At 71.1% G+C, this 21969-nt stretch carries 21 protein-coding genes; 14 read left to right on the top strand and 7 right to left on the bottom strand.

Features of this window, described 5'->3' with window-relative positions; genetic code table 11:
* Positions 1 to 29 precede the first annotated feature (29 nt).
* The 4 genes from B0675_RS22675 to B0675_RS22660 all read left to right on the top strand — a co-directional run bounded on the left by B0675_RS22675 (position 30) and on the right by B0675_RS22660 (position 4169).
* Positions 30 to 1523, top strand: coding sequence for an APC family permease (locus tag B0675_RS22675; protein ID WP_081220646.1), 1494 nt, complete (start codon positions 30 to 32; stop codon positions 1521 to 1523).
* A 13-nt stretch (positions 1524 to 1536) separates the two neighbouring features.
* On the top strand, positions 1537 to 3168 hold the full coding sequence (locus B0675_RS22670) for an amidohydrolase (RefSeq protein WP_081220645.1): 1632 nt from the start codon (positions 1537 to 1539) through the stop codon (positions 3166 to 3168).
* Positions 3169 to 3255: 87 nt separating this feature from the next.
* Positions 3256 to 3618: a DUF1304 domain-containing protein gene (locus B0675_RS22665; protein ID WP_081220644.1), complete on the top strand. Its 363-nt coding sequence runs from the start codon at positions 3256 to 3258 to the stop codon at positions 3616 to 3618.
* Complete coding sequence (locus B0675_RS22660) at positions 3615 to 4169, top strand: TetR/AcrR family transcriptional regulator (RefSeq protein ID WP_081220643.1); 555 nt, start codon at positions 3615 to 3617, stop codon at positions 4167 to 4169. Before B0675_RS22665 ends, B0675_RS22660 begins: the two co-directional genes overlap by 4 nt.
* A 29-nt stretch (positions 4170 to 4198) precedes the next feature.
* On the opposite strand, the gene B0675_RS22655 is transcribed toward B0675_RS22660, so the two are convergent.
* The gene (locus tag B0675_RS22655) at positions 4199 to 5053 is read right to left on the bottom strand and encodes a hypothetical protein (protein ID WP_081220642.1); all 855 of its coding nucleotides are present in this window, start codon (positions 5051 to 5053) and stop codon (positions 4199 to 4201) included.
* Between the two features lie 96 nt (positions 5054 to 5149).
* Positions 5150 to 6142 (bottom strand): helix-turn-helix domain-containing protein, encoded by a 993-nt coding sequence (locus tag B0675_RS22650; RefSeq protein ID WP_206602734.1) that lies wholly within the window; start codon positions 6140 to 6142, stop codon positions 5150 to 5152.
* 89 nt (positions 6143 to 6231) lie between these two features.
* On the opposite strand from B0675_RS22650, the gene B0675_RS22645 reads away from it, so the two are divergent.
* A complete protein-coding gene (locus tag B0675_RS22645; protein WP_081220641.1) occupies positions 6232 to 7182 on the top strand; it encodes an NADP-dependent oxidoreductase in 951 nt (316 codons plus the stop codon).
* Positions 7183 to 7503: 321 nt separating this feature from the next.
* Here the strand turns inward: B0675_RS22645 and B0675_RS22640 are convergent, their stop codons facing one another.
* A complete protein-coding gene (locus tag B0675_RS22640) occupies positions 7504 to 8457 on the bottom strand; it encodes a ribose-phosphate pyrophosphokinase (protein ID WP_081220640.1) in 954 nt (317 codons plus the stop codon).
* A 264-nt stretch (positions 8458 to 8721) separates the two neighbouring features.
* Between B0675_RS22640 and B0675_RS22635 the strand changes: the two genes are divergently transcribed.
* The 3 genes from B0675_RS22635 to B0675_RS22625 all read left to right on the top strand — a co-directional run bounded on the left by B0675_RS22635 (position 8722) and on the right by B0675_RS22625 (position 11664).
* A complete protein-coding gene (locus tag B0675_RS22635; protein WP_081220639.1) occupies positions 8722 to 9372 on the top strand; it encodes a DUF4230 domain-containing protein in 651 nt (216 codons plus the stop codon).
* Positions 9373 to 9824: 452 nt separating this feature from the next.
* Positions 9825 to 10280 (top strand): VanZ family protein, encoded by a 456-nt coding sequence (locus B0675_RS22630; RefSeq protein WP_107482705.1) that lies wholly within the window; start codon positions 9825 to 9827, stop codon positions 10278 to 10280.
* Positions 10281 to 10416: 136 nt separating this feature from the next.
* The gene (locus B0675_RS22625; RefSeq protein ID WP_081220637.1) at positions 10417 to 11664 is read left to right on the top strand and encodes a family 16 glycosylhydrolase; all 1248 of its coding nucleotides are present in this window, start codon (positions 10417 to 10419) and stop codon (positions 11662 to 11664) included.
* Between the two features lie 201 nt (positions 11665 to 11865).
* Here B0675_RS22625 and B0675_RS22620 read toward each other — a convergent pair whose 3' ends face one another.
* A complete protein-coding gene (locus B0675_RS22620; protein WP_081220636.1) occupies positions 11866 to 12462 on the bottom strand; it encodes an MBL fold metallo-hydrolase in 597 nt (198 codons plus the stop codon).
* Between the two features lie 73 nt (positions 12463 to 12535).
* Entirely contained in the window at positions 12536 to 12772 is a 237-nt protein-coding gene (locus tag B0675_RS22615) for a hypothetical protein (RefSeq protein WP_081220635.1), read from the bottom strand.
* 232 nt (positions 12773 to 13004) lie between these two features.
* On the opposite strand from B0675_RS22615, the gene B0675_RS22610 reads away from it, so the two are divergent.
* Together B0675_RS22610 and B0675_RS22605 are read left to right on the top strand one after the other, a co-directional pair.
* The gene (locus B0675_RS22610) at positions 13005 to 14033 is read left to right on the top strand and encodes a PHP domain-containing protein (RefSeq protein ID WP_081221947.1); all 1029 of its coding nucleotides are present in this window, start codon (positions 13005 to 13007) and stop codon (positions 14031 to 14033) included.
* A 317-nt stretch (positions 14034 to 14350) separates the two neighbouring features.
* The gene (locus tag B0675_RS22605) at positions 14351 to 15310 is read left to right on the top strand and encodes an SDR family NAD(P)-dependent oxidoreductase (RefSeq protein ID WP_081220634.1); all 960 of its coding nucleotides are present in this window, start codon (positions 14351 to 14353) and stop codon (positions 15308 to 15310) included.
* Positions 15311 to 15455: 145 nt separating this feature from the next.
* Here B0675_RS22605 and B0675_RS22600 read toward each other — a convergent pair whose 3' ends face one another.
* Complete coding sequence (locus tag B0675_RS22600) at positions 15456 to 15707, bottom strand: hypothetical protein (RefSeq protein ID WP_081220633.1); 252 nt, start codon at positions 15705 to 15707, stop codon at positions 15456 to 15458.
* A gap of 150 nt (positions 15708 to 15857) precedes the next feature.
* Positions 15858 to 17174: an ROK family transcriptional regulator gene (locus B0675_RS22595; protein ID WP_081220632.1), complete on the bottom strand. Its 1317-nt coding sequence runs from the start codon at positions 17172 to 17174 to the stop codon at positions 15858 to 15860.
* Between the two features lie 167 nt (positions 17175 to 17341).
* On the opposite strand from B0675_RS22595, the gene B0675_RS22590 reads away from it, so the two are divergent.
* The 4 genes from B0675_RS22590 to B0675_RS22575 are packed head-to-tail and all read left to right on the top strand — an operon-like array spanning position 17342 to position 21930.
* Positions 17342 to 18658, top strand: coding sequence for a sugar ABC transporter substrate-binding protein (locus tag B0675_RS22590; RefSeq protein ID WP_081220631.1), 1317 nt, complete (start codon positions 17342 to 17344; stop codon positions 18656 to 18658).
* A gap of 14 nt (positions 18659 to 18672) precedes the next feature.
* Entirely contained in the window at positions 18673 to 19674 is a 1002-nt protein-coding gene (locus tag B0675_RS22585) for a sugar ABC transporter permease (RefSeq protein WP_081220630.1), read from the top strand.
* A complete protein-coding gene (locus B0675_RS22580) occupies positions 19667 to 20542 on the top strand; it encodes a carbohydrate ABC transporter permease (protein ID WP_081220629.1) in 876 nt (291 codons plus the stop codon). The genes B0675_RS22585 and B0675_RS22580 overlap by 8 nt, the downstream gene beginning before the upstream one ends.
* Before the next feature lie 29 nt (positions 20543 to 20571).
* Positions 20572 to 21930, top strand: a complete 1359-nt coding sequence (locus B0675_RS22575; RefSeq protein WP_081220628.1) for a GH1 family beta-glucosidase — start codon at positions 20572 to 20574, stop codon at positions 21928 to 21930.
* Positions 21931 to 21969: the final 39 nt, after the last annotated feature.

The following is a 21969-nucleotide window of genomic DNA, read 5'->3' as shown; positions in this document are numbered from 1 at the left end:
TCAGGCCCCGGGTGCGATCGGAGCAGGCCATGACGCAGAAGCCGTACGGTGTGGATCCCCCGTCCTTGCGCAGGACCCTCGGTGTGGCGGACGGCGTCGCCATCGCCGCGTCCAGCACCGCGGCGACGACGAGCATCGGCATCGGGCTGGGGGTGACGGCCGGGGTGGTCGGGCTTCATCTGCCGGCGATCATGCTGCTGGCCTTCCTGCCGATCCTCGGGATCGCGGGCGCCTACTCCCGGCTGAACAAGGTGGAGCCGAACGCGGGCAACGGCTACGTGTGGGTGGGGCGTTCGCTCAGCCCCTGGCTGGGGTTCCTGGTCGGCTGGGTGAGCATCGTCGCCACGGTCGCGTTCCTCGCCTACACCACGGCGGTGACCGGTTCGGCGATGATCCAGCTCGCCGGTGAGGCGGGCGTGCACAAGGTGGCGGGCCTGACGCTCGATCCGGGCTCGACGGCCCAGACGACGGCCGTGGGCATCCTGGTCCTCGTCGCCGTCACCCTCACGGCGGTGACCGGGGTGAAGACGGCGGCGCGGCTGCAGAGCGGGCTGCTGGTCTTCGAGTACGTGGTGCTCCTCGGCTTCTGCGGCTACGGCATCGTGACCGGCCCGCACCCCTTCAGCCTGAGCTGGTTCGACCCCTTCCAGATCCCCTCGACGACGGCGCTGGCGCAGGGACTGCTGCTGTCGGTGTTCTGTTACTGGGGCTTCGAGGCGGCCTTCACGGTGAACGAGGAGGTGCGCGATCCGCGGGACGCCTCCCGGGCCGGGACGATCACGCTGGTGACCATGCTGGGGCTGTTCCTGCTCGGCTCGGTGGCCTTCCAACGGGTGCTGTCCGAGGACGAGCTGGCCGGGCACGGTGCGGAGGGACTGGCCTTCCTGGGGAACCGGCTCGCCGATCAGCCGCTGGCCGCGCTGCCCCTGGTCGCCCTGATGTTCTCGGCGGTCGCCTCGCTCCAGGCGGGCGTGATCCCGACGGCGCGCGGGATGTTCGCGATGAGCCGCGACCGTACGCTCGGGCCCGTGTGGTCCCGGGTGAGCACCCGGTACGGCACCCCGGCGACCGGAACGCTGCTGATCGGCGCGCTGGCCGTCGTCGTGGCGGGACTCGCCCTGGTGATCCCCCGGCTCGCCGACATGATCATGGCGACGGTCAACGCGGTCGGGATCGTCGTCGCGCTCTCCTACGCCCTCACCGCCCTGGCGGCCGCCGTCCGTTTCCGCGGGCTGCTCCGGGAGGACTGGCGGGTGGGCGTCCGCGCGGTCGTCCTCCCGGCGCTGAGCGCCTGCGCGCTGCTCGGGCTCGGCGGCTATCTGGCCTGGTCCTTCTACACCTCGACCGACCACTTCGAGGTGAGCGCGGACAACGGCTGGTTCCTGCTGCTGACGCCGACCGTCATGGTCGTCTCCGGTTTCGCCGCCGCCGCGTGGGCCAAGTGGGTCCGCAAGTCCCCCTACTTCACCACCGGACGGGGCACCGACGCCGACGCGCCCCAGCTCCTCGCCACCCCCAACTAAGGAACAGAAGAGCATGCACGCTGACCTCATCCTCACCGGCGGCCCGGTGTTCACGCCCGAGGGCCCCGCCGCGACCACTGTCGCGGTCACCGGCGACCGGATCACCGCCGTCGGCGCCTCCGAGGTCCTCGACCTGAGAGGTCCGGACACCGAGGTCGTCGACCTGGCCGGGCGGCTCCTGCTGCCCGGGTTCCAGGACGCGCACGTCCATCCGGTCCCGGCCGGCCTGGAACTGGCCCAGTGCGACCTGACCGGCGCGAAGACGGCCGAGGACACCGTCGCCGCCGTCCGGGCGTACGCCGACGCCCACCCCGGACGGGAGTGGATCCTGGGCGGCGGCTGGTCCATGGAGGCCTTCGCCGGCGGCACACCGACGAAGGAGCTGCTGGACGCGGTCGTACCGGACCGGCCCGTGTACCTGCCCAACCGGGACCATCACGGGGCCTGGGTCAACAGCCGCGCGCTGGAGCTGGCGGGGGTCGACCGCGACACACCGGATCCCGCCGACGGGCGGTTCGAGCGGGACGCGTCGGGCGAACCCACCGGCATGCTCCAGGAAGGAGCCATGCAGTACGTCGGCCGGCTCACTCCCCCGGCCACGGCCGCCGACCGGCTCGCCGCCCTGCTGCACGCCCAGCGGCATCTGCACGCGCTCGGCATCACCGCCTGGCAGGACGCGATCGTCGGCACCTTCCTCGGCATGGAGGACCCGTCCGAGGCGTACATGACGGCGGCACGCGACGGCTCCCTCACCGCGCGCGTGGTCGGTGCGCTGTGGTGGGACCGGGCGCGGGGCGCCGAGCAGATCCCCGAACTCGTCGAACGGCGGGCCGCGTTGCAGCACGGCCGGTTCCGCGCGACCAGCGTCAAGCTGATGCTGGACGGGGTCGCCGAGAACGGCACCGCCTCACTCATCGACCCCTACCTCGACACGTGTGGCTGCGCCACGGCCAACCGGGGCAAGAGCTTCATCGACCCGGCTCATCTCCCCTCCTACGTCAGCGAGTTGGACGCGCTCGGCTTCCAGTGCCACTTCCACGCACTGGGCGACGGGGCCGTGCGGCACGCCCTGGACGCGGTGGAGGCGGCCCGCAAGGCGAACGGCCCGAGCGACACCCGCCCCCATCTGGCGCACCTCCAGGTCGTCCACCCCGACGATGTGGCCCGGTTCGCGCACCTCGGCGCCACGGCGAACATCCAGCCGCTGTGGGCCGCGCACGAACCGCAGATGGACGAGCTCACCATCCCCTTCCTCGGCCCCGAACGGGCCGCCTGGCAGTACCCGTTCGGAGCGCTGCTGCGCTCCGGCGCGCGCCTCGCGGCGGGCAGCGACTGGCCGGTCAGCAGCCCCGATCCGCTCCAGGGCGTCCACGTCGCGGTGAACCGGGTGAGCCCCGACGAGCCCGGCCCGGTGTTCCTGCCGGACGAACGCCTCGGTCTCGCCGCCGCGTTGACGGCCTACACCGCGGGGACGGCGTACGTGAACCACCTCGACGACACCGGCGTCGTGCGGCCGGGCGCGCTCGCGGACCTCGTCGTCCTGGACCGCGACCCCTTCGCCGGACCCCCGGAGGCGATCAAGGACACCGGGGTGGCGCTCACCTACGTCGGCGGGGAACGGGTGTACGCGGCCCCGGACGCCTGACGCCCACGACACGGTAGCTTCTTGGACAGGTGTCCAGCTATATTGGACACCTGTCCAAGAAGTGGGTCCGTGAACGGAGCGCAGACGATGCAGACGGCCGCGAACGTGCTGGTGGGCCTGGTGGCCGCACTGCACGTCTACATCCTGGTGCTGGAGATGTTCCTCTGGGAGAAGAAGCCGGGGCGGGGGCTGCACGGATTCGACCCCGAGATGGCACGCGCGACCGCTCCGCTCGCGGCCAACCAGGGGCTGTACAACGGCTTTCTGGCCGCGGGGCTGGTGTGGGGACTGATCGCCGCGGACCCGACCGGGTTCCGCGTCCAGGTCTTCTTCCTGTGCTGCGTCGTGGTGGCCGGTGTGTACGGAGCGGCTACGGCCAACCGCCGCATCCTGTTCGCCCAGGCGCTGCCCGGCGCGGTCGCCCTCGCCGCCGTCCTCCTCGCCCGGTGACACCCGACGACCCGCGCGCCGCACGGACCCGCGCCAAGCTGCGGCAGGCACTGCTCGACGAATGCGCCGAACACCCCCTGGAGGAGACCGGCGTCGCCGCGCTCGCCCGGCGGGCCGGCGTGGGCCGGGCCACCTTCTACGTGCACTACGCGGACCGGGAGGCGCTGGCCGTCGACGCCTGCGCCGATGTCGTGCGGGAGGCCGTGGAGGCGCTGCACGCGTGGCGCGGGCGGCCCGACCCGGTGTCCGCGCCGCCCGCGCTGCGCGCCTTCTTCACCCAACTCGCCCCGCACACCGGCCTGTACCGCGCGCTGCTGAGCCCGGGCGGCGGTGGCCCACTGGGCCGGGTGCTCCACCACGACCTGCGGGCCCGCAGCCTCGCTGAGCGCACGCTCGCCGGCGCGCCGGACGCCCCGCTCGTGGCCTCCGCGGTCGCCGCCACGTTCACCGGCGTCCTCGCGGACTGGCTGCACGGCCTGCTCGACGGGACCCCGGACGACGTCGCCGACCAGGTCTGGCAGTTGCTCGTCGCGCTGCACATGAGCCGGTGAGGCCGCCGGCGACGGCCGGTGCCGACGCCCTAGTCGCAGCCGATCGGACGGGCCGCAGCGGGCCAGGCCTCCACGCCGTCGGAGGTACGGACGTAGGCCGTCGACCTGTCCGCGGCGAGCCAGAGGGACCAGTCGCGGTAGTGGTAGCCGGTGTCGCGCGCGTCCGCGGGCATGCGGGCATCCGCGTCGTAGGTGCCGTTCAGCTCGGTGTCGAAGAGCCCCTCGGGATCGCGCACGTACATGCGGGAGTTCGGGCCGCTGCCCAGATCGATGAAGTGCGCGCTCTGCCAGTCGCAGTGTTCGGCGCCGGGCGAGCTGATCACCTTCGTGGTCGGCACGCGGTGGCCCTCGCGGTCCGTCCAGATCTCGTAGCCCTTGGACCTGGCATAGCTCGCCGGCCATTCCGACGGGTCACAGGACGCGCTGGTCTCCGGACCCCAACCCGGGCGGTGCGGCTGGTCCTTGGCGACGACGACGGCCACCTTGGTCCTGCCCTTCACGTCGAAGGAGAACAGGACGCGATCGCCCTCCCGGCGCTCCACGCGGTAGCCGTAGTCCGGCTCCTCGGGCACGTAGATGTCGAAGTACGCGTTCAGCCCCTCCTCGGGGGTGGAACCGCCGTCCCCCTTGCTCCAACGGTCCGAGCCACCGCCCGAGAAGATCGCGCCGTCGCATTCCAGCGCCTTGCCCGCCGCGCCCGAGCCCTCCCCCGGCTCCGGCTCGCCCTCCCCCGAGCTCTTCTCCGAGGGCAGATGGAGCGGCCCCGTGTAGGGCCTGGCCGGCGGGGTGCCCTTCACCACCAGGCCGTCCCGCACGTCCGCACCGCCGCACCCCGCCAACGCCAGTCCGGCCAGCACCACTCCGGCCGCGATCCCTCTGCGCATACCCGACCCCCCGTCACACCGTTCCGTGTTCGTGCTCCTACGACGCGGAAGGCACGGGGATCGTTCGATGACCGGCGGATCGAGGACGGGCCGGACTCAGCGTGTCGCCTGGAACGTCCGGCGATACGCCTGCGGCGAGACGCCGATCGTCGCGTGCAGGTGCTGCCGCAGGGAGGCACCCGTCGCGAAGCCGACCTCCCCGGCGATCTGGTCCACCGACAGGTCGCTGGCCTCCAGCAGATGGCGGGCCCGCGCCACCCGCTGCTGGATGAGCCAGCGGCCCGGGCTCATGCCCACCTCGTCGTTGAAGCGGCGGGCGAAGGTCCGCAGGCTCATCCGCGCGTGGCCCGCGAGGTCGCTCAGGCCGAGCGGGTCCCCGAGACGGGCCAGCGCCCAGGCACGGGTCGCCGCGGTGCTCGCCGCGGAGAACTCCGGCACCGGCAGCTCGATGTACTGGGCCTGGCCGCCCTCGCGCAGGGGTGGCACCACACAGCGGCGGGCCACCCTGTTGGCCAGCTCGCTGCCGTGGTCCTCGCGCAGGATGTGCAGACAGATGTCGATGCCCGACGCCGCACCGGCCGACGTGAGGATCTCGCCGTCGTCGACGAACAGGACGTCCGGGTCGAGGTCGACGCGCGGGAACATGCGCCGGAACTGCTCCGCGACGAACCAGTGCGTGGTGGCCCGGCGTCCGTCCAGCAGCCCGGCGGCGGCCAGCACGAACGCGCCCGTGCAGATGGAGACGATGCGGGTGCCGGGGCGGATGTGCGCGAGGGCGGCCGCCACCTCGTCGGAGATCTCGGAGCTCACCTTGGACGGGGTGACCGCCGCGATCACCACCGTGTCGGCGGTGCCCATGATCTCTGGGCCGTGGTCGACGGTGACGGAGAAGTCCGTCTCCGTGCGGACCGGGCCCCCGTCGACCGTGCAGGTCAGCACCTCGTACCGGCCCTCGGCCGCGCCGAAGATCCTGCTGGGGATGCCCAGCTCGAAGGGGTAGACGCCGTCGAGCGCCAGCACGACGACCCGCTCCACGTGGCCTGCCGCCCTGACGGGCCTCGCCTGTTTCATCCGGTCCACCGGGTCCATCTGGTCCGTCCGCTCCATGGCACGATCGTATCGAAGGTTGGCAATCATGCCATTTCCCGATCGGGCGGGGCACGGCAGGCTGGTTCACCATGAGCACTGTGAACACCATGCGAGCCATCAGCCAGAACGTCCTCGGCGGCCCCGAGGTCCTTGAAGAAGTGACCGTGGAACGACCCGCTCCGCGCCCCAACGAGATCCTCGTCCGGGTACGGGCGGCCGGGGTCAACCCGACCGACTGGAAGCACCGCGCGAACGGCGGCTTCCTCGGTGAGCCGCCGTTCGTCCTCGGCTGGGACGTGTCCGGCGTGGTCGAGGCGACCGGGATCGGCGTCGCCCTCTTCCAGCCCGGGGACGAGGTCTTCGGGATGCTGTCTTACCCGTTCGGCCACGGCTCGCACGCCGAGTACGTGACCGCGCCCGCCCGCGCCTTCACGCTGAAGCCGTCCTCCATCGACCACACCCAGGCGGCCGCCCTCCCGCTGGTCTCCCTCACCGCGTGGCAGGCCCTCACGGAACGGGCGGACGTGCAGCCCGGCCAGCGCGTGCTGATCCACGCGGCGGCGGGCGGGGTCGGACACGTGGCCGTGCAGATCGCCAAGGCGCGCGGCGCGTACGTGATCGGTACGGCGAGCGCCGGCAAGCACGACTTCCTGCGGTCCATCGGCGTGGACGAGCCGATCGACTACACGAGCGTCGACTTCGCCGAGGCCGTACGGGACGTCGACGTCGTGCTCGACCCGATCGGCGGGGAGACGGGGCTCCGGTCCCTGCGCGTGCTGCGCCCCGGCGGCGTGGTCGTCTCGATCATTCCGGTCGGTTCGGACGAGTTCTACGAGGAGGCCGAGCGGCTCGGGGTGCGCGCGATCCGGATGCTCGTCGACGCCGACCAGGCGGGGATGCGGGCGATCGCCGGACTCGTCGAGGAGGGGGCGCTGCGGGCGACGGTCGCGGAGACGTTCCCGCTGAGCGACGCGGCGAAGGCCCATGCGCTGGGCGAGACGGGCCGCACGGCGGGCAAGCTGGTCCTGACCGTCGACTGACGGTCTGCCGGGCTGCCGGCCCGGGCACGGCTCCGGTCCGGTGGGTGGGTCGGGGCCGTGCCGGTACATCCGCCCGTCGCCGCTGAATCAGGCGTGAGTGGAGAAGCGGAACGCTGCTCGATCCGGGCGTAAGCGACGGGCATCTGATGTACCGGCACGGCCCCTCACGCCGGACGCCGGGTGCGGGCGGGAAATTCAGCCCCTCCGGCGATTGAGGAGCGGGGTCTGGGGCGGAGCCCCAGGTACGGGAAGGGTAGGGGCGGAGGGGGCGAAAGAAGGTTGTCGCCGGAGGGGGAGAGAGCGAGCCCGCGACGCGGGGGGCTACTCGTTGCGAGGGGCGTCGAAGAGGGCGCTCACGGACTCCCCGTTGTGGATCCGCCGCACCGCCTCCGCCAGCGCCGGCGCGACGGACAACACACTGAGCTTCTCGGTGTACTCCTCGACCGGCACCGGCACGGTATTGGTGCACACGATCTCCAGCACGTCGGGCTGCTCACTGAGCCGCTTCAAGGCCCCCGCCGCGAACAGTCCGTGCGTACAGGCGACCCGGATCGAACGGGGCCCCATCTCCCGCAGCCGGTCCAGGAGTTCGAGGACGGTGCTGCCCTTGGCGATCTCGTCGTCCAGGACGATCACGTCCCGCCCGGCGACCTCACCGATCACGCTGCTGATGCTCACCCGGTCGTCCGCGAAGCGCTGCTTGGCGCCCGCGGCCACCTGGGCCCCGATCAGCCGCGCGAACGCCGCCGCCTCCTTGGCGTTGCCGAGGTCGGGCGAGACGACCGTCGTACGCGACAGGTCGTTGCCCCGGAAGTGCGCGGCCAGCTCCCGCAGCGCGTGGAGATGGTCCACCGGCACCGAGAAGAAGCCGTGCACCTGCGGGGAGTGCAGGGTCACCGCCAGGACCCTGCTGGCGCCGGCCGCCACGAGCAGGTCCGCGACGAGCCGACCGCCCATGGAGATCCGCGGCATGTCCTTTTTGTCCGAACGCGCATATGAATAGTGCGGCATCACGACGGTGATGCGTCCGGCCGAGGCGCCGCGCGCCGCGTCGCACATCATCAGCAGTTCGACGAGGTGCTCCTGCACCGGCGCGACCAGGGGCTGCACCAGGAAGACGTCCCGTTCGCGACAGTTCGCCTGGAGCTGGACCTCCAGGCAGTCGTTGGCGAACCGGCTGACCCGGGTGGGACTGAGGGGCACACCGAGGTGGGCACAGAGCTCGGCCGCCAGCTCGGGATGGGCACTACCGCTGAACACGGCGATGTCACGCACGACCGCTCCTCGCATGATCGAACCGGGTTGCGTCGCCGGTTGGCAAGATCGTCCCGGAGTGCGTACCTCATGCTACTGGGCACCCCTCGGGCCTTCGACCGGGGGGAATGCCCGCCGCGGCGGGCGTTTCGGCCGTGGACGTCGCGGGCTCCGGTCGCCGTCCGGCCGGGCCCGGCGGGGCGCCGCCGCCCCGGCTCCGGTCCAACCCGTTGGCCTGTCACGGGACTTGCCGGGTATACGGGCGCTGAAAGGAGGGCCGTCGACATGACGACGTCCATCAAGCGCATGCCCGGTTGGGCGAAGGTGGTCTGCGCCTTCGTACTGGTGCTCGTGGTGCTCTTCGCCGGGTTGCGGCTGGCCGTTCTGCCGGGTCTGCGTGACCTGTTCGGGACGGAGAGTCACGACAGGTCGGGGCCCACACTCCTCAAGTCGATCCAGGACATGAGCCGTTACGACGCGGCCTCGGGCAACTTCCAGGTGGTCGTGGACCTGGAGAAGGACGCCAAGTACCTGCCCGACGCGATCCGTGGCACCCGCACGCTGTACGTGGGGGCCGGCACGGTCGACGCCTACGTCGACCTGGGGCACCTCGCCAAGGAGGACGTGAAGGTCAACAAGGACCGGACGTCCGCCACGCTGCACCTGCCGCACGCGGCGCTGGGCAAGGCCGCCCTCGACCCCGACCACTCGTACGCGGTCTCGAAGCAGCGCGGCCTCCTCGACCGGCTCGGGGACGTCTTCTCCGGCAACCCGAACAACGAGCAGGCCGTACAGAAGCTCGCGGTCAAGCACATCAGCGACGCGGCGAAGGACAGCGAACTCACCTCGCGGGCCGAGAAGAACACCACGGGCATGCTCGAAGGCCTGTTGCGTTCACTCGGCTTCGAGGAGGTGAAGATCACCTACGGCAGCTGAGCCCGGGAGGGCCGGAGAGCGGCGCCCGGTGCGGCCTTGTGGTCGCACCGGGCGCCGCCGCTGTCTCCGGGGTCGTCCGAGCCTCTCGTGCGCACTCACGGAGCGCGTTCCCGGCAGGTCCCGTCCACCTCTCCGCGGAGGGCGGTGGAGGCCTCGAACGTCCTCAGGACCGGTCGCCGAACGCGCGCATCGACAGGCCTTTAGGGGGTATGCGGGCTGCACCAGAGGGCAGCGTGACATTAGGGGAGGGCCGCATGGTCCGCACGGCGTTGGGCACACGGGTCGCGAAGGCAGGTCGCCGGAAATCGGCACCGAAGTCCGGATCAGACCGAAGCAGGACGTCGAAGTCGGAGCGGGGCAGGGACACTTCGAAGGCCGACCGGGTCAAGGCCGGGACGTCGCGGTCCTTCTTCGGCCGCAGGGCCCCTGAACCGGCACCCCAGCGCGAGACGATGGCCTGGCCGCTGCGGGCCGTGGCCATGCTGATCGGGTTCGTCGCGATGGTCGCCTTCGCGGTCGCGCTGGCCCATCTGACGCTGGAGCCCTCACCGGCGTCCACGGCTCTGATCCACAACAACCTCCACCCCGGACGGTCCCTGAAGGCCTATCTCGACCAGCCGGAGCTGCGCGACGCCGTCAAGCAGATCGGCGGCAACATCCTGCTGGGGATCCCCTTCGGAGTGCTGCTGCCCGTGATCTTCCCGCGGACCAGGGGCATCCTGCGCGTGCTCCTCCTGACCGCGGTCGTCATGCTGCTCGTCGAACTGGTCCAGGGAGCCCTCATCACCGGACGCTCCTTCGACATCGACGACGTCATCCTCAACACCAGCGGAGCGCTGATCGGTTACCTGCTGCTGGGCCGTCGGCTCGGCCGGGCGGTGCACCCCCGCAAGCGCCTTCGCGCCTGACGCGTCACCCCAAGTGATGGTACGGACCAGAGTCTTGACACTCCCTTACCTCACTTCTTAAATCAAGAGGCGAAGCATGCACCCCCCACCACAGTCGGCTCGCCCGCCCCGCGGGCAGCCGTAGGAAGGGAGAGTCATGGACTCCCCACGCCTGCTGCGCAGATGCCTCTTCGCCGCGCTGTCCGCCGCGCTCGTCGCCTCCGCCTCGGCCGTCGCCGCTCCCGCCCACGCGGGTCCGGCGGCGGCCGCTGCCGCGGTCACGTTCCAGGACACCTTCGACGGTGCCGCCGGTTCGGCCGTCGACTCGTCCAAGTGGCAGATCGAGACCGGCGACAACGTCAACAACCACGAGCGGCAGTACTACACGTCGGGCAACAAGAACGCGGCGCTCGACGGCCAGGGGCACCTGGTCATCACGGCCCGCAAGGAGAGCCCGTCCAACTACCAGTGCTGGTACGGCACATGTCAGTACACCTCGGCCCGGCTGAACACCTCCGGGAAGTTCAGCTCGACGTACGGCCATGTCGAGGCGCGCATGAAGATCCCGCGCGGGCAGGGCATGTGGCCGGCGTTCTGGATGCTGGGCAGCGACATCGGGCAGGTCGGCTGGCCGAACTCCGGTGAGATCGACGTGATGGAGAACGTCGGCTTCGAGCCGTCGACCGTGCACGGCACGATCCACGGCCCCGGCTACTCCGGGTCCGCCGGTATCGGCGCGGGCTACTCCCTGCCGAACGGGCAGGCCTTCGCGGACGCCTTCCACACCTTCGCGGTGGACTGGGCCCCGAACTCGATCACCTGGTCGGTGGACGGCACGGTCTACCAGCGACGCACGCCCGCCGACCTCGGCGGCAACACCTGGGTGTTCAACAAGCCGTTCTTCCTGATCCTCAACCTCGCGGTGGGCGGCTACTGGCCCGGCGACCCGGACGGTTCCACGTCCTTCCCGCAGCAACTCGTCGTCGACGAGGTGAAGGTGACGACGAGCGACAGCCCGAGCGGCACCGCGGCCCCGATCAAGGGCCTCGCGGGCAAGTGCGTGGACGTCGCGGCGGCCGGTACGGCCAACGGAACGCCCGTACAGCTCTACGACTGCAACGGGACGGCCGCGCAGCAGTGGACGGTCGGCTCCGACGGCACGATCCGCGCCCTCGGCAAGTGCCTGGACGTCACCAACAACGGCACGGCGGACGGCACACCGATCCAGCTGTGGGACTGCACGGGCGGCACGGGCCAGAAGTGGGCCGTCAGCGCGGCGCACGACATCGTGAACCCCGCGGCCAACAAGTGCCTGGACGTCACGGGGAACAACTCGGCCAACAGCACCCGGCTGCAGATCTGGACCTGCTCCGGCGGAGCCAACCAGAAGTGGACCGTGGGCTGACGAACGGCTCGGGCGGCGGCGCGGGTCACCGGCGCCGCCCGCTCGCCGCCATCGCCCATGACCTGCGAAGGTCGGCGAGCCTTCCACTCCCCGGCGATCGGAACCGGCTTCCGCCACAACGGAGTTCACGGCCCACTCGATCACCTCGGACGCCGGCCAAGCGGAGGGGGACGGGGAGTTCGGCACGGTCCTCGGCACGGCTCAGGCCGATTCGCCGGGCCTCGGGTACCGGTAGCAGCCGTTCGTCTCCTGGGCGAGCCAGCCGTTGACGCCGCTGAGGCCGCGATCGTTGATCTGGGCGTCATGCAGGCCGAACGCCCGCCCGGGCTCGACGGCCTTGACGAAGTCGATGGCTTCCGCCGTCTTCATCCACGACCCGTGGACCGGGACCAGGAGCGTCTCGATCGGCTCATCCGGTACGTGCAGCGAGTCTCCGGGGTGGTAGACCGCCTCATCGATGATGTAGCCGAGGTTCGCACAGTCGGGCCGGCCCGCGTAGACGGTCGCATGACGACCGCCGACCGCCCGTACGCGGAAGCCGGCGGCGGTGAATCCCATGCCGGAGGACACCCCGATCACCTCCACCCGCGGGATGTTCGCCTCGACCGGGGCGTAGACCGGCACGCCGAGCCCGGCCAGGCGGAGGACGTCGATGTGATCGGCGTGTTCGTGCGTCACCAGCACGGCGTCCGCGCCGGTCAAGGCGGCCGGCTCGCTCCACGTCCCGGGATCGATGACCAGCACGCGGCCAGCATGTTCGAGCCGTACACAAGCGTGGGTGTACTTCGTGATCCGCATGCCGGCCCAACGTACTCGTCCGCGGACGGCTCCCTGACCGGCGAGGTCGCCTCCCGCCCCGACGGACCCGGTGTCAGCGCGGCACCCAGGTGAGCTTGTCGCCGCCCACCCAGCGGACCACGTCCGGGTCGTCGAGGTCGTGCACGGTGATGCCGTACGCGGCGGCGTACTCCAGGACGTCCGTGATCGCCCTCGCCTCGCCGACCATCTCGCCGTCGATCTCCATGATCCGGAACGGCGGCGTGCCCGGCTGCACCCCGAGCACCAGGATCCGCGGGCGGGAGATGTAAGGGCTCGAGCTTTCGGTCATGGCTAGATCGTAAAGCGGTTGTCGCCGGTCAGCGCGGCGCCCGGGAGCCGCGGTCGCCTCGCGCCCGGAAGGTCGCGGAGCTGCGGGAATCCGGTGTTCACCCAGCCGGGTGAGCCGGCTGCGGCTGCCGTCCGCGGGCCGGCCCGCCGCTTCCGTGGTGCGGCCGGGGGACGGCTGGGCAACCCTGGGAGGAGCGGGCGGCGGCCTGCGCGACCGCGGCGAGGAGGTGGCGATGGACCCCGTGGAGGCCCTGGACCGCATCGCGTTCCTGCTGGAGCGGAGCCTCTCCCCCACCTATCGCGTACGGGCCTTCCGCACGGCGGAGGCGGTCCTCGCGGCGCTCCCCGCGGACGAGGTGCGGGAGCGAGCGGGCAACGGCTCGCTGGAGAAGCTCAAGGGCGTCGGCCCGAAGACCGCCCAGGTGGTCCGGGAGGCGCTGGCCGGTGAGGTCCCCGGCTATCTGGAGAAGGTGGAGCGGGACGTCGGAGGGCCGCTCACCGAGGGCGGTACGGCTCTGCGGGAGCTGGTGCGCGGGGACTGCCATCTGCACTCCGACTGGTCGGACGGCGGCAGTCCGATCGAGGACATGGGGCGGGCCGCCGCCCGGCTCGGCCACGACTGGGCGGTGCTCACCGACCACTCGCCGCGGCTGACCGTGGCACGCGGGCTGTCCCCCGAGCGGCTGCGGGAACAACTGGCGGTCGTCGCGGACCTGAACGAGCGCTGGGCGCCCTTCCGGCTGCTGACCGGCATCGAGTGCGACATCCTCGACGACGGCTCGCTCGACCAGGAGCCGGAGCTGCTGGAACGACTCGACGTGGTGGTCGTGTCGGTGCACTCCAAACTGCGCATGGACGGTCCGTCGATGACCCGCCGGATGATCGCCGCCGTACGCAATCCGCTCTCGGACGTGCTCGGGCACTGCACCGGCCGCCTCATCGGCGAGCGCGGCCGGCCCGAGTCGGCGTTCGACGCGGACGCCGTCTTCGCGGCGTGCGCCGAGACGGGCACGGCCGTCGAGATCAACAGCCGTCCCGAGCGCCTCGACCCGCCGCGCCGGCTGCTGCGCCGCGCGGTCGAGGCGGGCGTCCTGTTCTCGCTGGACACCGACGCGCACGCGCCGGGGCAACTGGACTGGCAGATCTACGGCTGCGCGCGGGCCGAGGAGTGCGGGGTGCCCGCCGCGCGGGTGATCACCACCTGGGGCGTGGACGATCTGCTCGCCTGGGCCAGGACGCGCCGGACGCCCGCCGGGGCGTGACGCACGTCACCGTCGGTTCGGACGCCCCGGGGAACACCGACCGGTAGTTTCCCGTTGAACGACTCGTGGGTGCGGATGGGACTGTGTCCCCGGGCCTCACCTTTTGCCCACAGGGACGATCGTTCGGCTGAAGCCCTGTGGAGCGTTTCGCCGAGAGGCGACCGCCATCCGTGCCCACCCACAGACGGCCCCGACCGCGATTCCCCCGTCCGGTCGGGGCCTTTCCCTTGCCCTCCCCGCCCCTCGCCGGCGGCCGCGGGCCACGGACGCCGTGTCCGCTTGACTTGGAGTCCGCTCCAATTCGTAGCGTTCAGGACATGAGCACTGCACAGCACAAGATCGGTTCGGGTTTCGGCGCCAAGAGCACCGCAGACGAGGTCCTGGAGGGGATCGACCTCTCCGGCAAGCTCGCGATCGTCACCGGCGGCTATTCGGGCATCGGCCTGGAGACGACCCGGGCACTGGCCCGCGCGGGCGCCCACGTGGTGGTCCCGGCGCGGCGTCCTGAGGCCGCCCGCGACGCCCTGGAGGGCATCGACGGCGTCGAGACGGACGAGCTGGACCTCGGTGACCTGGAGAGCGTGCGGGCCTTCGCCGAGCGGTTCCTCGCCTCCGGACGCACCATCGACATCGTCATCGACAGCGCGGGCATCATGGCCTGCCCCGAGACGCGGGTCGGCCCCGGCTGGGAGGCTCAGTTCGCGACCAACCACCTCGGCCACTTCGCCCTGGTCAACCGGCTGTGGCCGGCGATCGCACCGGGCGGGGCGCGCGTCGTGTCGGTCTCCTCCACCGGCCACCACGCCTCCGGCATCCGCTGGGACGACGTGCACTGGCGCACCGGTTACGACAAGTGGGAGGCGTACGGGCAGGCGAAGACGGCGAACGTGCTGTTCGCCGTGGAGCTCGACCGGCTCGGCCGGGACTCGGGCGTACGGGCGTTCGCCCTGCACCCGGGCGGCATCCTCACGCCCCTCCAGCGGCATCTGCCCAAGGAGGAGATGGTCGAGCGCGGGTGGATCGACGAGAGCGGCGACCTCCTGCACCCCGACCTGTTCAAGACGCCGGAGCAGGGCGCGGCCACCCAGGTCTGGGCCGCGACGTCGCCGCAGTTGGCGGGCCTCGGCGGGGTGTACTGCGAGGACTGCGACATCGCCGAGCCGGCCCCGGAGGACGACTCCCGGACCGGAGTGAAGGCGTACGCCACCGACCCCGAGCAGGCCACCCGGCTGTGGGCCCTGTCGGCGGAGCTGACCGGGGTGAACGCCTTCGCCTGAGCCGCCCGGACCTCGTCCGCGACGGGGGGCCGCGGGAGCAACTCCCGCGGCCCCCCGTCGCGTTGGCGGTGGCTCGCGCGCGTGGCCGCCTCCAGGCGGCCACCCGTCCTCCGGCCGCTCGGGCCGCGGTACTCAGCCCGGCCGCTCAGGCCGGGGACTCCTCCGGCCCCGGGTGCTCGGGGTGCGCGGTGTCCGAGCGTGGAGCGCCCTGCCGGGCGGTGCCCGCCTCGTCGGTGTCGGGGACGTCCGTCGCCGGTTCGTCCTCGCCGGTCTCGGGCCCGTCCTGCCCCGAGACGACGTCCCAGGGGTCGTCGCCCCCGTGGGCCTGCTGGTCGGGCATGTCCCGCGGTACCGGGTGAGGGGTCTCACCGGGGGCCTGCGGAAGCTCGTCGCTCACGGCGCACTCCGTTCGTGGGGCGGATCGGGGCGTGCCGGGGCGGCCCGCACATCGTCGGCGGACCACCTCCGGACGCCGTCCGGGTACCTCGACACCCGCCGGTGAAACCCCCGCGCGCCCGCTGACCTCGCGTTCTCGCCCGTACGGACGTCAGTGGGGCGCCCGCTCCTCCAGGGCCGTGCGCCAGGCGGGCGAGGGACCGGTGGGCGCCGGTTCCGCGCGCCGGCCGCCGCGCGCGAAGAAGTCGGCGAGCGGCAGGATCGCGGCGCCCACGGTGACCGCGTCCGGGCCGAGTCGGCCGAGGTCCACGGTGACCCGCTGGGCGGGATAGCGCAGGGAGTACGAGATCGCGTAGCGGCGCACGGCGGGCAGGAAGCGCGAGCCGAGCTGGAGGCCCGCCCAGCCGCCGATGAGGATGCGCTCGGGCTGGAAGAGGTTGATCAGGTCGGAGAGTCCGGCGCCGAGGTACTCGGCGGTCTCCTCCAGGACGGCGAGGGCGATGGGGTCGGAGGCGGTGCCCTCGGGCGGGTAGGCGGCGGCCAGCATCGCGGTCAGCGCCGTCTCCTCGTCGGTGCCCTCGGGGGGGTGTCCGCCCTCCTCGCGCCAGCGGTCGAGCAGCGCCTCCGCTCCCGCGTACGCCTCCAGGCAGCCGAGGGAGCCGCAGCGGCAGCGGCGTCCCCTGACCCGTACCGTCAGATGGCCCCATTCGACGGACCGGCCGTTCTCCACCTCGTCGGTGACCAGGCAGGCGCCGACGCCGGAGCCGAAGAGGACGACGACCGCGTTGCGCGCGCCGCGTCCGGCGCCGAACCACATCTCGGCCTGGCCGAGGGTGCGGGCGCCGTTGTCCGCGAAGTACGGGACGGTGTCGGGGAGTTCGCAGGCGGAACGGAGCAGGGACTCCAGCGGGACGGCGTCCCAGCCGATGGTCTGGCCGTGCACGACCGCGCCGCGCTCGGGGGTGCGGGCGACGATGCCGGGCACGCCGAGGCCGACCCCGAGGAGCTGGTGCGGGGCGATGCCCGCCTCGGCGAGCACCTCGGCGATGCCGTCGCGGATGTGGCCGACGATCACGTCGACGTCGTAACCCTGGCTGCGGAGCGGGCGGTCGATGCTGTGCCGCTCCAACGGCCTTTCCACCCTGGCGAGTTCGGTGAGGGTCAGGTCGAACAGCTCGACGCGGACCCGGGTTTCGCCGACGTCGACGCCGATCATGTGGCCGCTGCCGGGGACCACGCGCAGCAGGGTGCGGGGGCGCCCGCCGTCGGAGTCGACGCTGCCGGCCTCCTCCACGAGTCCGTCCGCGACGAGTTCGGCGACGACGTTGCTGATGGATCCGGAGCTGAGTCCGGTCGCGGGACCGAGCTCGTAGCGGCTCATCGGCCCATCGAAATACAACCGTTGCAGTACGGCGGTGCGGTTGCCCCGTCGCAGGTCACGCACTGTCCGACCGTTCCGCGCCGCCATGTGATTCCCTTCCGGCCTGCCCGACCTGCAAGATACCCCTGCGCGATCCCTTGACGCGACTTTCTTCCGGGTCTTAACTCACGTCCTAAATTAAGCCATGAGGATCGTTCGGGAAGTGAACGCGGGCGCTCCTCTTGGCTCCCTCCGGGAAAGGGACATACGCAGCCATGCGCAGAATCCGAGCCGCGGCCGCCGGTGCGGTCACCATCACCCTGCTGACCGCCGCGACCGCCTGTGGCGGCGGCTCGTCGAACGGTGGCGGGTCCAACGACTCGCCCAAGACGCTCACGTACTGGGCGTCCAACCAGGGCGCCAGCATCTCGATCGACAAGAAGGTGCTCGCACCCGAGCTCGCCAAGTTCGAGAAGCAGACCGGCATCAAGGTCAAGCTGGAGGTCGTCCCCTGGTCCGACCTGCTGAACCGGATCCTCACGGCCACCACCTCGGGTCAGGGCCCCGACGTGCTCAACATCGGCAACACCTGGAGCGCCTCGCTGCAGGCCACCGGTGCGCTGCTGCCGTGGGACGCGAAGAACTTCGACAAGATCGGCGGCAAGGACCGCTTCGTCGACTCCGCGCTCGGCTCGACCGGCGCCGAGGGCAAGGACCCGGCCGCGGTCCCGCTGTACTCGATGGCGTACGCGCTGTACTACAACAAGGCGATGTTCGCCGACGCGGGCATCTCCAAGCCGCCGGCCACCTGGGACGAGCTCGTCGCCGACGGCAAGAAGCTGTCCAAGGGCGGCAAGTGGGGCATCGGCGCCGAGGGCGCGAACGTGTCGGAGAACATCCACCACGCGTTCGTCTTCGCCAAGCAGCACGGCGCGGACTTCTTCAAGGCCGACGGAACCGCCGACTTCACCAACGACGGGGTGGTGGCCGCGGTCAAGCAGTACGTCGACCTGATGGCGAAGGACAAGATCATCGCCCCGGGCAACGCCGAGTACGCCCAGAACCAGTCCATCAGCGACTTCGCCAAGGGCAAGAACGCCATGCTGCTGTGGCAGTCCGCGGCGGCCAACCTCAAGTCGCAGGGCATGAGCCCCGACGCGTACGGCATCGCCCCGGTGCCCGTGCAGTCCGGCACCCCCGGCACGGGCACGAACACCAACTCCATGGTCGCGGGCATCAACCTCGCGGTGTTCAAGAACACCAAGAACCTCGACGGATCGACCAAGTTCGTCAAGTTCATGACCAGTGACGCCGAGCAGAAGATCCTCAACACGGCGTACACCTCGATCCCGCCGGTCAAGACCGCGCAGGAGGTCGCGCCGTTCACCGACCCGGCGAACGCGGTCCTCAAGGACACCCTGGCGAAGAGCGCGGCGGCCCTTCCGCAGGTGGCGGACGAGTCCCAGTTCGAGACCGCGGTCGGCACCGCCGTCAAGGAGCTGTTCGCCGACGCGGCCGGCGGCAAAGCGGTGACCACGGCCTCGGTGAAGGCGGCGCTCGAGAAGGCCCAGCAGCAGATGCCCAAGAAGTGAGTGCGGGAACCACGATGACCACCACGACCGCCGCCTCCGCCGAACCCGGCGAGACGACGGTGCGCGAGAGCTCCCCCGGGGCGGCGCGAGGCCCGCGCCGCCCCGGGCGGATCAAGCGCATCGGACTTCCCTACCTCCTGCTCCTGCCCGCCCTGGTCCTCGAACTCCTCGTCCACCTGGTGCCGATGGTGATCGGCATCGTGATGAGCTTCAAGGAGCTCACCCAGGTCTACATCAGCAACTGGGGCACCGCGCCCTGGTCCGGCTTCGACAACTACTCGGTGTCGGTGGACTTCGACGCACCCGTCGGCAAGGCGCTGCTGCACTCGTTCTTCGTCACCGTCGTCTTCACCCTGCTCTCGGTCGGGCTGTGCTGGCTCATCGGCACCGCCGCCGCGATCTACATGCAGGACACCTTCCGCGGGCGCGGCATCCTGAGGGCCCTGTTCCTCGTGCCGTACGCGCTGCCCGTGTACGCGGCCGTCATCACCTGGGTCTTCATGTTCCAGCACGACAACGGCCTGGTGAACCACGTCCTGCACGACCAGCTGCACCTCACCGACGAGCCGTCCTTCTGGCTGATCGGCGACAACAGCTTCTACGCCCTGCTCACCGTGTCCGTCTGGAAGGGCTGGCCGTTCGCCTTCCTGATCGTCATGGCGGGCCTGCAGAACATCCCGGGCGAGCTGTACGAGGCGGCCGCTCTCGACGGGGCCGGCCTGTGGCAGCAACTGCGCCGCATCACGCTCCCGTCGCTGCGGCCGGTCAACCAGGTGCTCGTCCTGGTGCTGTTCCTGTGGACGTTCAACGACTTCAACACGCCGTTCGTCCTGTTCGGCAAGACGGCCCCGGAAGCGGCGGACCTCATCTCGGTCCACATCTACCAGGCGTCCTTCGTGACCTGGAACTTCGGCACCGGCTCGGCGATGTCCGTGCTGCTGCTGCTCTTCCTGCTCGTCGTCACGGGCGTCTACCTGCTGCTGACCTCCCGGGGAAGGAAGACGTCCGATGTCTAGCACCTCCAGCACCCGGCCGCGCTCGCCGATGGCGCCCCCGCGGTCCTTCCAGGCGGGCCGCGCGGTCTTCCTGACGCTGCTCACCGTGTTCGTCCTGGTGCCGGTGTACGTCATGGTCTCCAGCTCGCTGAAGCCGCTCGCGGACGTCACGGGCAAGTTCCGCTGGCTGCCGAGCGGGCTGACGATCCGGCCGTACATCGACATCTGGTCGACGGTGCCGCTGGCGCGGTACTTCGTGAACTCGCTGATCGTGGCGGGGGCGGCCACGGCCCTCTCCGTCGTGATCGCGGTCTTCTCCGCGTACGCCGTGAGCCGCTACAACTTCCGCGGCAAGCGCGTCTTCACGGTCACCGTGCTGTCGACGCAGATGTTCCCCGGCATCCTCTTCCTGCTGCCGCTGTTCCTCCTCTACGTCAACATCGGGAACGCGACGGGCATCGCCCTGTTCGGCTCGCGCGGCGGTCTGATCCTCACGTATCTGACCTTCTCGCTGCCGTTCTCGATCTGGATGCTGATCGGGTACTTCGACTCGGTGCCGCGCGATCTCGACGAGGCGGCGCTGGTGGACGGCTGCGGGCCGCTCGGGGCGCTGTTCCGGGTGGTCGTGCCGGCCGCGATCCCCGGCATCGTCGCGGTCGCCGTCTACGCCTTCATGACCGCGTGGGGCGAGGTGCTGTTCGCGTCCGTGATGACCAACGACGCCACCCGAACGCTCGCCGTCGGGCTTCAGGGCTACTCCACGCTCAACGACGTGTACTGGAACCAGATCATGGCCGCCTCGCTGGTCGTCAGCGTTCCTGTGGTCGCCGGCTTCCTGCTGCTCCAGCGCTATCTCGTCGCCGGGCTGACCGCGGGAGCCGTGAAGTGACCGATTCCATTGATGACGAAGGGACTTCAGTGACCATCGACCTTGCCGCCCTCCCCGAGGACTTCCTGTGGGGTACGGCCACGTCGGCCTACCAGATCGAGGGTGCCGTCAGCGAGGACGGCCGCTCCCCCTCGATCTGGGACACCTTCTCGCACACCCCGGGCAAGATCGACAACGGCGACGACGGGGACGCGGCCTGCGATCACTACCACCGTTGGCGCGAGGACATCGACCTCATGCGTCAACTGGGCACCAACGCCTACCGGTTGTCCGTCGCCTGGCCGCGCGTGGTGCCGGGGGGCGACGGACCGGTCAACCCGAAGGGGCTCGCGTTCTACGACGAGTTGATCGACGGGCTGCTGGAGGCGGGCATCACGCCCTCCGTGACCCTGTACCACTGGGACCTGCCGCAGGTGCTCCAGGACCGCGGCGGCTGGCCGGCCCGTGACACCGCGGAGCACTTCGCCGCGTACGCGTCGGTGGTGGCGGAGCGGCTCGGCGACCGCGTCAAGCACTGGACCACGCTCAACGAGCCGCTGTGCTCGGCGTGGATCGGTCACCTCGAGGGCCGGATGGCCCCGGGCTTCACCGACCTCACGGCCGCGGTCCGCACCTCGTACCACCTGCTCCTCGGACACGGTCTCGCCACCCAGGCGATCCGTGCCGCCGTGCCCGGCGCCCAGGTCGGCATCGTCAACAACCTGTCCGACATCCAGCCGGCCACCGACCGTCCCGAGGACGTCGCCGCGGCGAAACGGCTCGACGGACACACCAACCGCTGGTGGCTCGACCCGGTGCACGGCCGCGGCTTCCCCGCCGACATGGTCGAGGTGTACGGGGTCGAACTCCCCGAGGTGGCGGGCGACCTGGAGACGATCGCCGCCCCGCTGGACTGGCTGGGCCTGAACTACTACTTCCCGTCCACGGTCGCCGACGACCCGACGGGACCGGCCCCGCACGTCCGCTCGATCAGCCGGCCCGGCGTACCCCGTACCGCCATGGACTGGGAGGTCGAGGCCGCGGGCATCGAGCGCCTGCTGCTCCGTCTGACGCACGACTACGGCGCCCGCAAGCTGTACATCACGGAGAACGGCTCCGCGTATCCCGACGTCGTGCGCCCCGACGGCGTCGTCGACGACCCGGAGCGCGCCGCCTACCTGGAGCAGCACCTGGCGGCCTGTGCCTCCGCGGTGCGCAAGGGTGTCCCGCTGGCCGGCTACTTCGCCTGGTCGCTGCTGGACAACTTCGAGTGGGCGTACGGCTACGACAAGCGGTTCGGTCTGGTGCACGTCGACTACAAGACCCAGAAGCGCACGATCAAGGGCAGTGGTCACCGCTACGCGGAGATCGTCCGCGAGCACCTCGGACGGGGGCGCAACGCGGCCTGACCGCAGGAGCATCCGATGGTGGCGCGGTCCCTCGTCGAG

Origin of the sequence: Streptomyces sp. M41(2017), from assembly GCF_002078175.1 — a bacterium.
In the GTDB taxonomy this organism is placed as follows: Bacteria; Actinomycetota; Actinomycetes; order Streptomycetales; family Streptomycetaceae; genus Streptomyces.
The sequence above is the reverse complement of the archived record's forward strand: the minus strand, read 5'-3'. Positions and strand labels throughout refer to the sequence as shown.

What these genes read in the sequence shown, in the direction of transcription:
- B0675_RS22655 (WP_081220642.1), bottom strand. Translation starts at nt 5,053, where the DNA reads ATGCGCAGAGGGATCGCGGCCGGAGTGGTGCTGGCCGGACTGGCGTTG.
- B0675_RS22670 (WP_081220645.1), top strand. Translation starts at nt 1,537, where the DNA reads ATGCACGCTGACCTCATCCTCACCGGCGGCCCGGTGTTCACGCCCGAG.
- B0675_RS22590 (WP_081220631.1), top strand. Translation starts at nt 17,342, where the DNA reads ATGCGCAGAATCCGAGCCGCGGCCGCCGGTGCGGTCACCATCACCCTG.
- B0675_RS22635 (WP_081220639.1), top strand. Translation starts at nt 8,722, where the DNA reads ATGACGACGTCCATCAAGCGCATGCCCGGTTGGGCGAAGGTGGTCTGC.
- B0675_RS22650 (WP_206602734.1), bottom strand. Translation starts at nt 6,142, where the DNA reads ATGGACCCGGTGGACCGGATGAAACAGGCGAGGCCCGTCAGGGCGGCA.
- B0675_RS22675 (WP_081220646.1), top strand. Translation starts at nt 30, where the DNA reads ATGACGCAGAAGCCGTACGGTGTGGATCCCCCGTCCTTGCGCAGGACC.
- B0675_RS22580 (WP_081220629.1), top strand. Translation starts at nt 19,667, where the DNA reads ATGTCTAGCACCTCCAGCACCCGGCCGCGCTCGCCGATGGCGCCCCCG.
- B0675_RS22615 (WP_081220635.1), bottom strand. Translation starts at nt 12,772, where the DNA reads ATGACCGAAAGCTCGAGCCCTTACATCTCCCGCCCGCGGATCCTGGTG.
- B0675_RS22665 (WP_081220644.1), top strand. Translation starts at nt 3,256, where the DNA reads ATGCAGACGGCCGCGAACGTGCTGGTGGGCCTGGTGGCCGCACTGCAC.
- B0675_RS22595 (WP_081220632.1), bottom strand. Translation starts at nt 17,174, where the DNA reads ATGGCGGCGCGGAACGGTCGGACAGTGCGTGACCTGCGACGGGGCAAC.
- B0675_RS22605 (WP_081220634.1), top strand. Translation starts at nt 14,351, where the DNA reads ATGAGCACTGCACAGCACAAGATCGGTTCGGGTTTCGGCGCCAAGAGC.
- B0675_RS22625 (WP_081220637.1), top strand. Translation starts at nt 10,417, where the DNA reads ATGGACTCCCCACGCCTGCTGCGCAGATGCCTCTTCGCCGCGCTGTCC.
- B0675_RS22630 (WP_107482705.1), top strand. Translation starts at nt 9,825, where the DNA reads ATGGCCTGGCCGCTGCGGGCCGTGGCCATGCTGATCGGGTTCGTCGCG.
- B0675_RS22645 (WP_081220641.1), top strand. Translation starts at nt 6,232, where the DNA reads ATGAGCACTGTGAACACCATGCGAGCCATCAGCCAGAACGTCCTCGGC.
- B0675_RS22585 (WP_081220630.1), top strand. Translation starts at nt 18,673, where the DNA reads ATGACCACCACGACCGCCGCCTCCGCCGAACCCGGCGAGACGACGGTG.
- B0675_RS22620 (WP_081220636.1), bottom strand. Translation starts at nt 12,462, where the DNA reads ATGCGGATCACGAAGTACACCCACGCTTGTGTACGGCTCGAACATGCT.
- B0675_RS22610 (WP_081221947.1), top strand. Translation starts at nt 13,005, where the DNA reads ATGGACCCCGTGGAGGCCCTGGACCGCATCGCGTTCCTGCTGGAGCGG.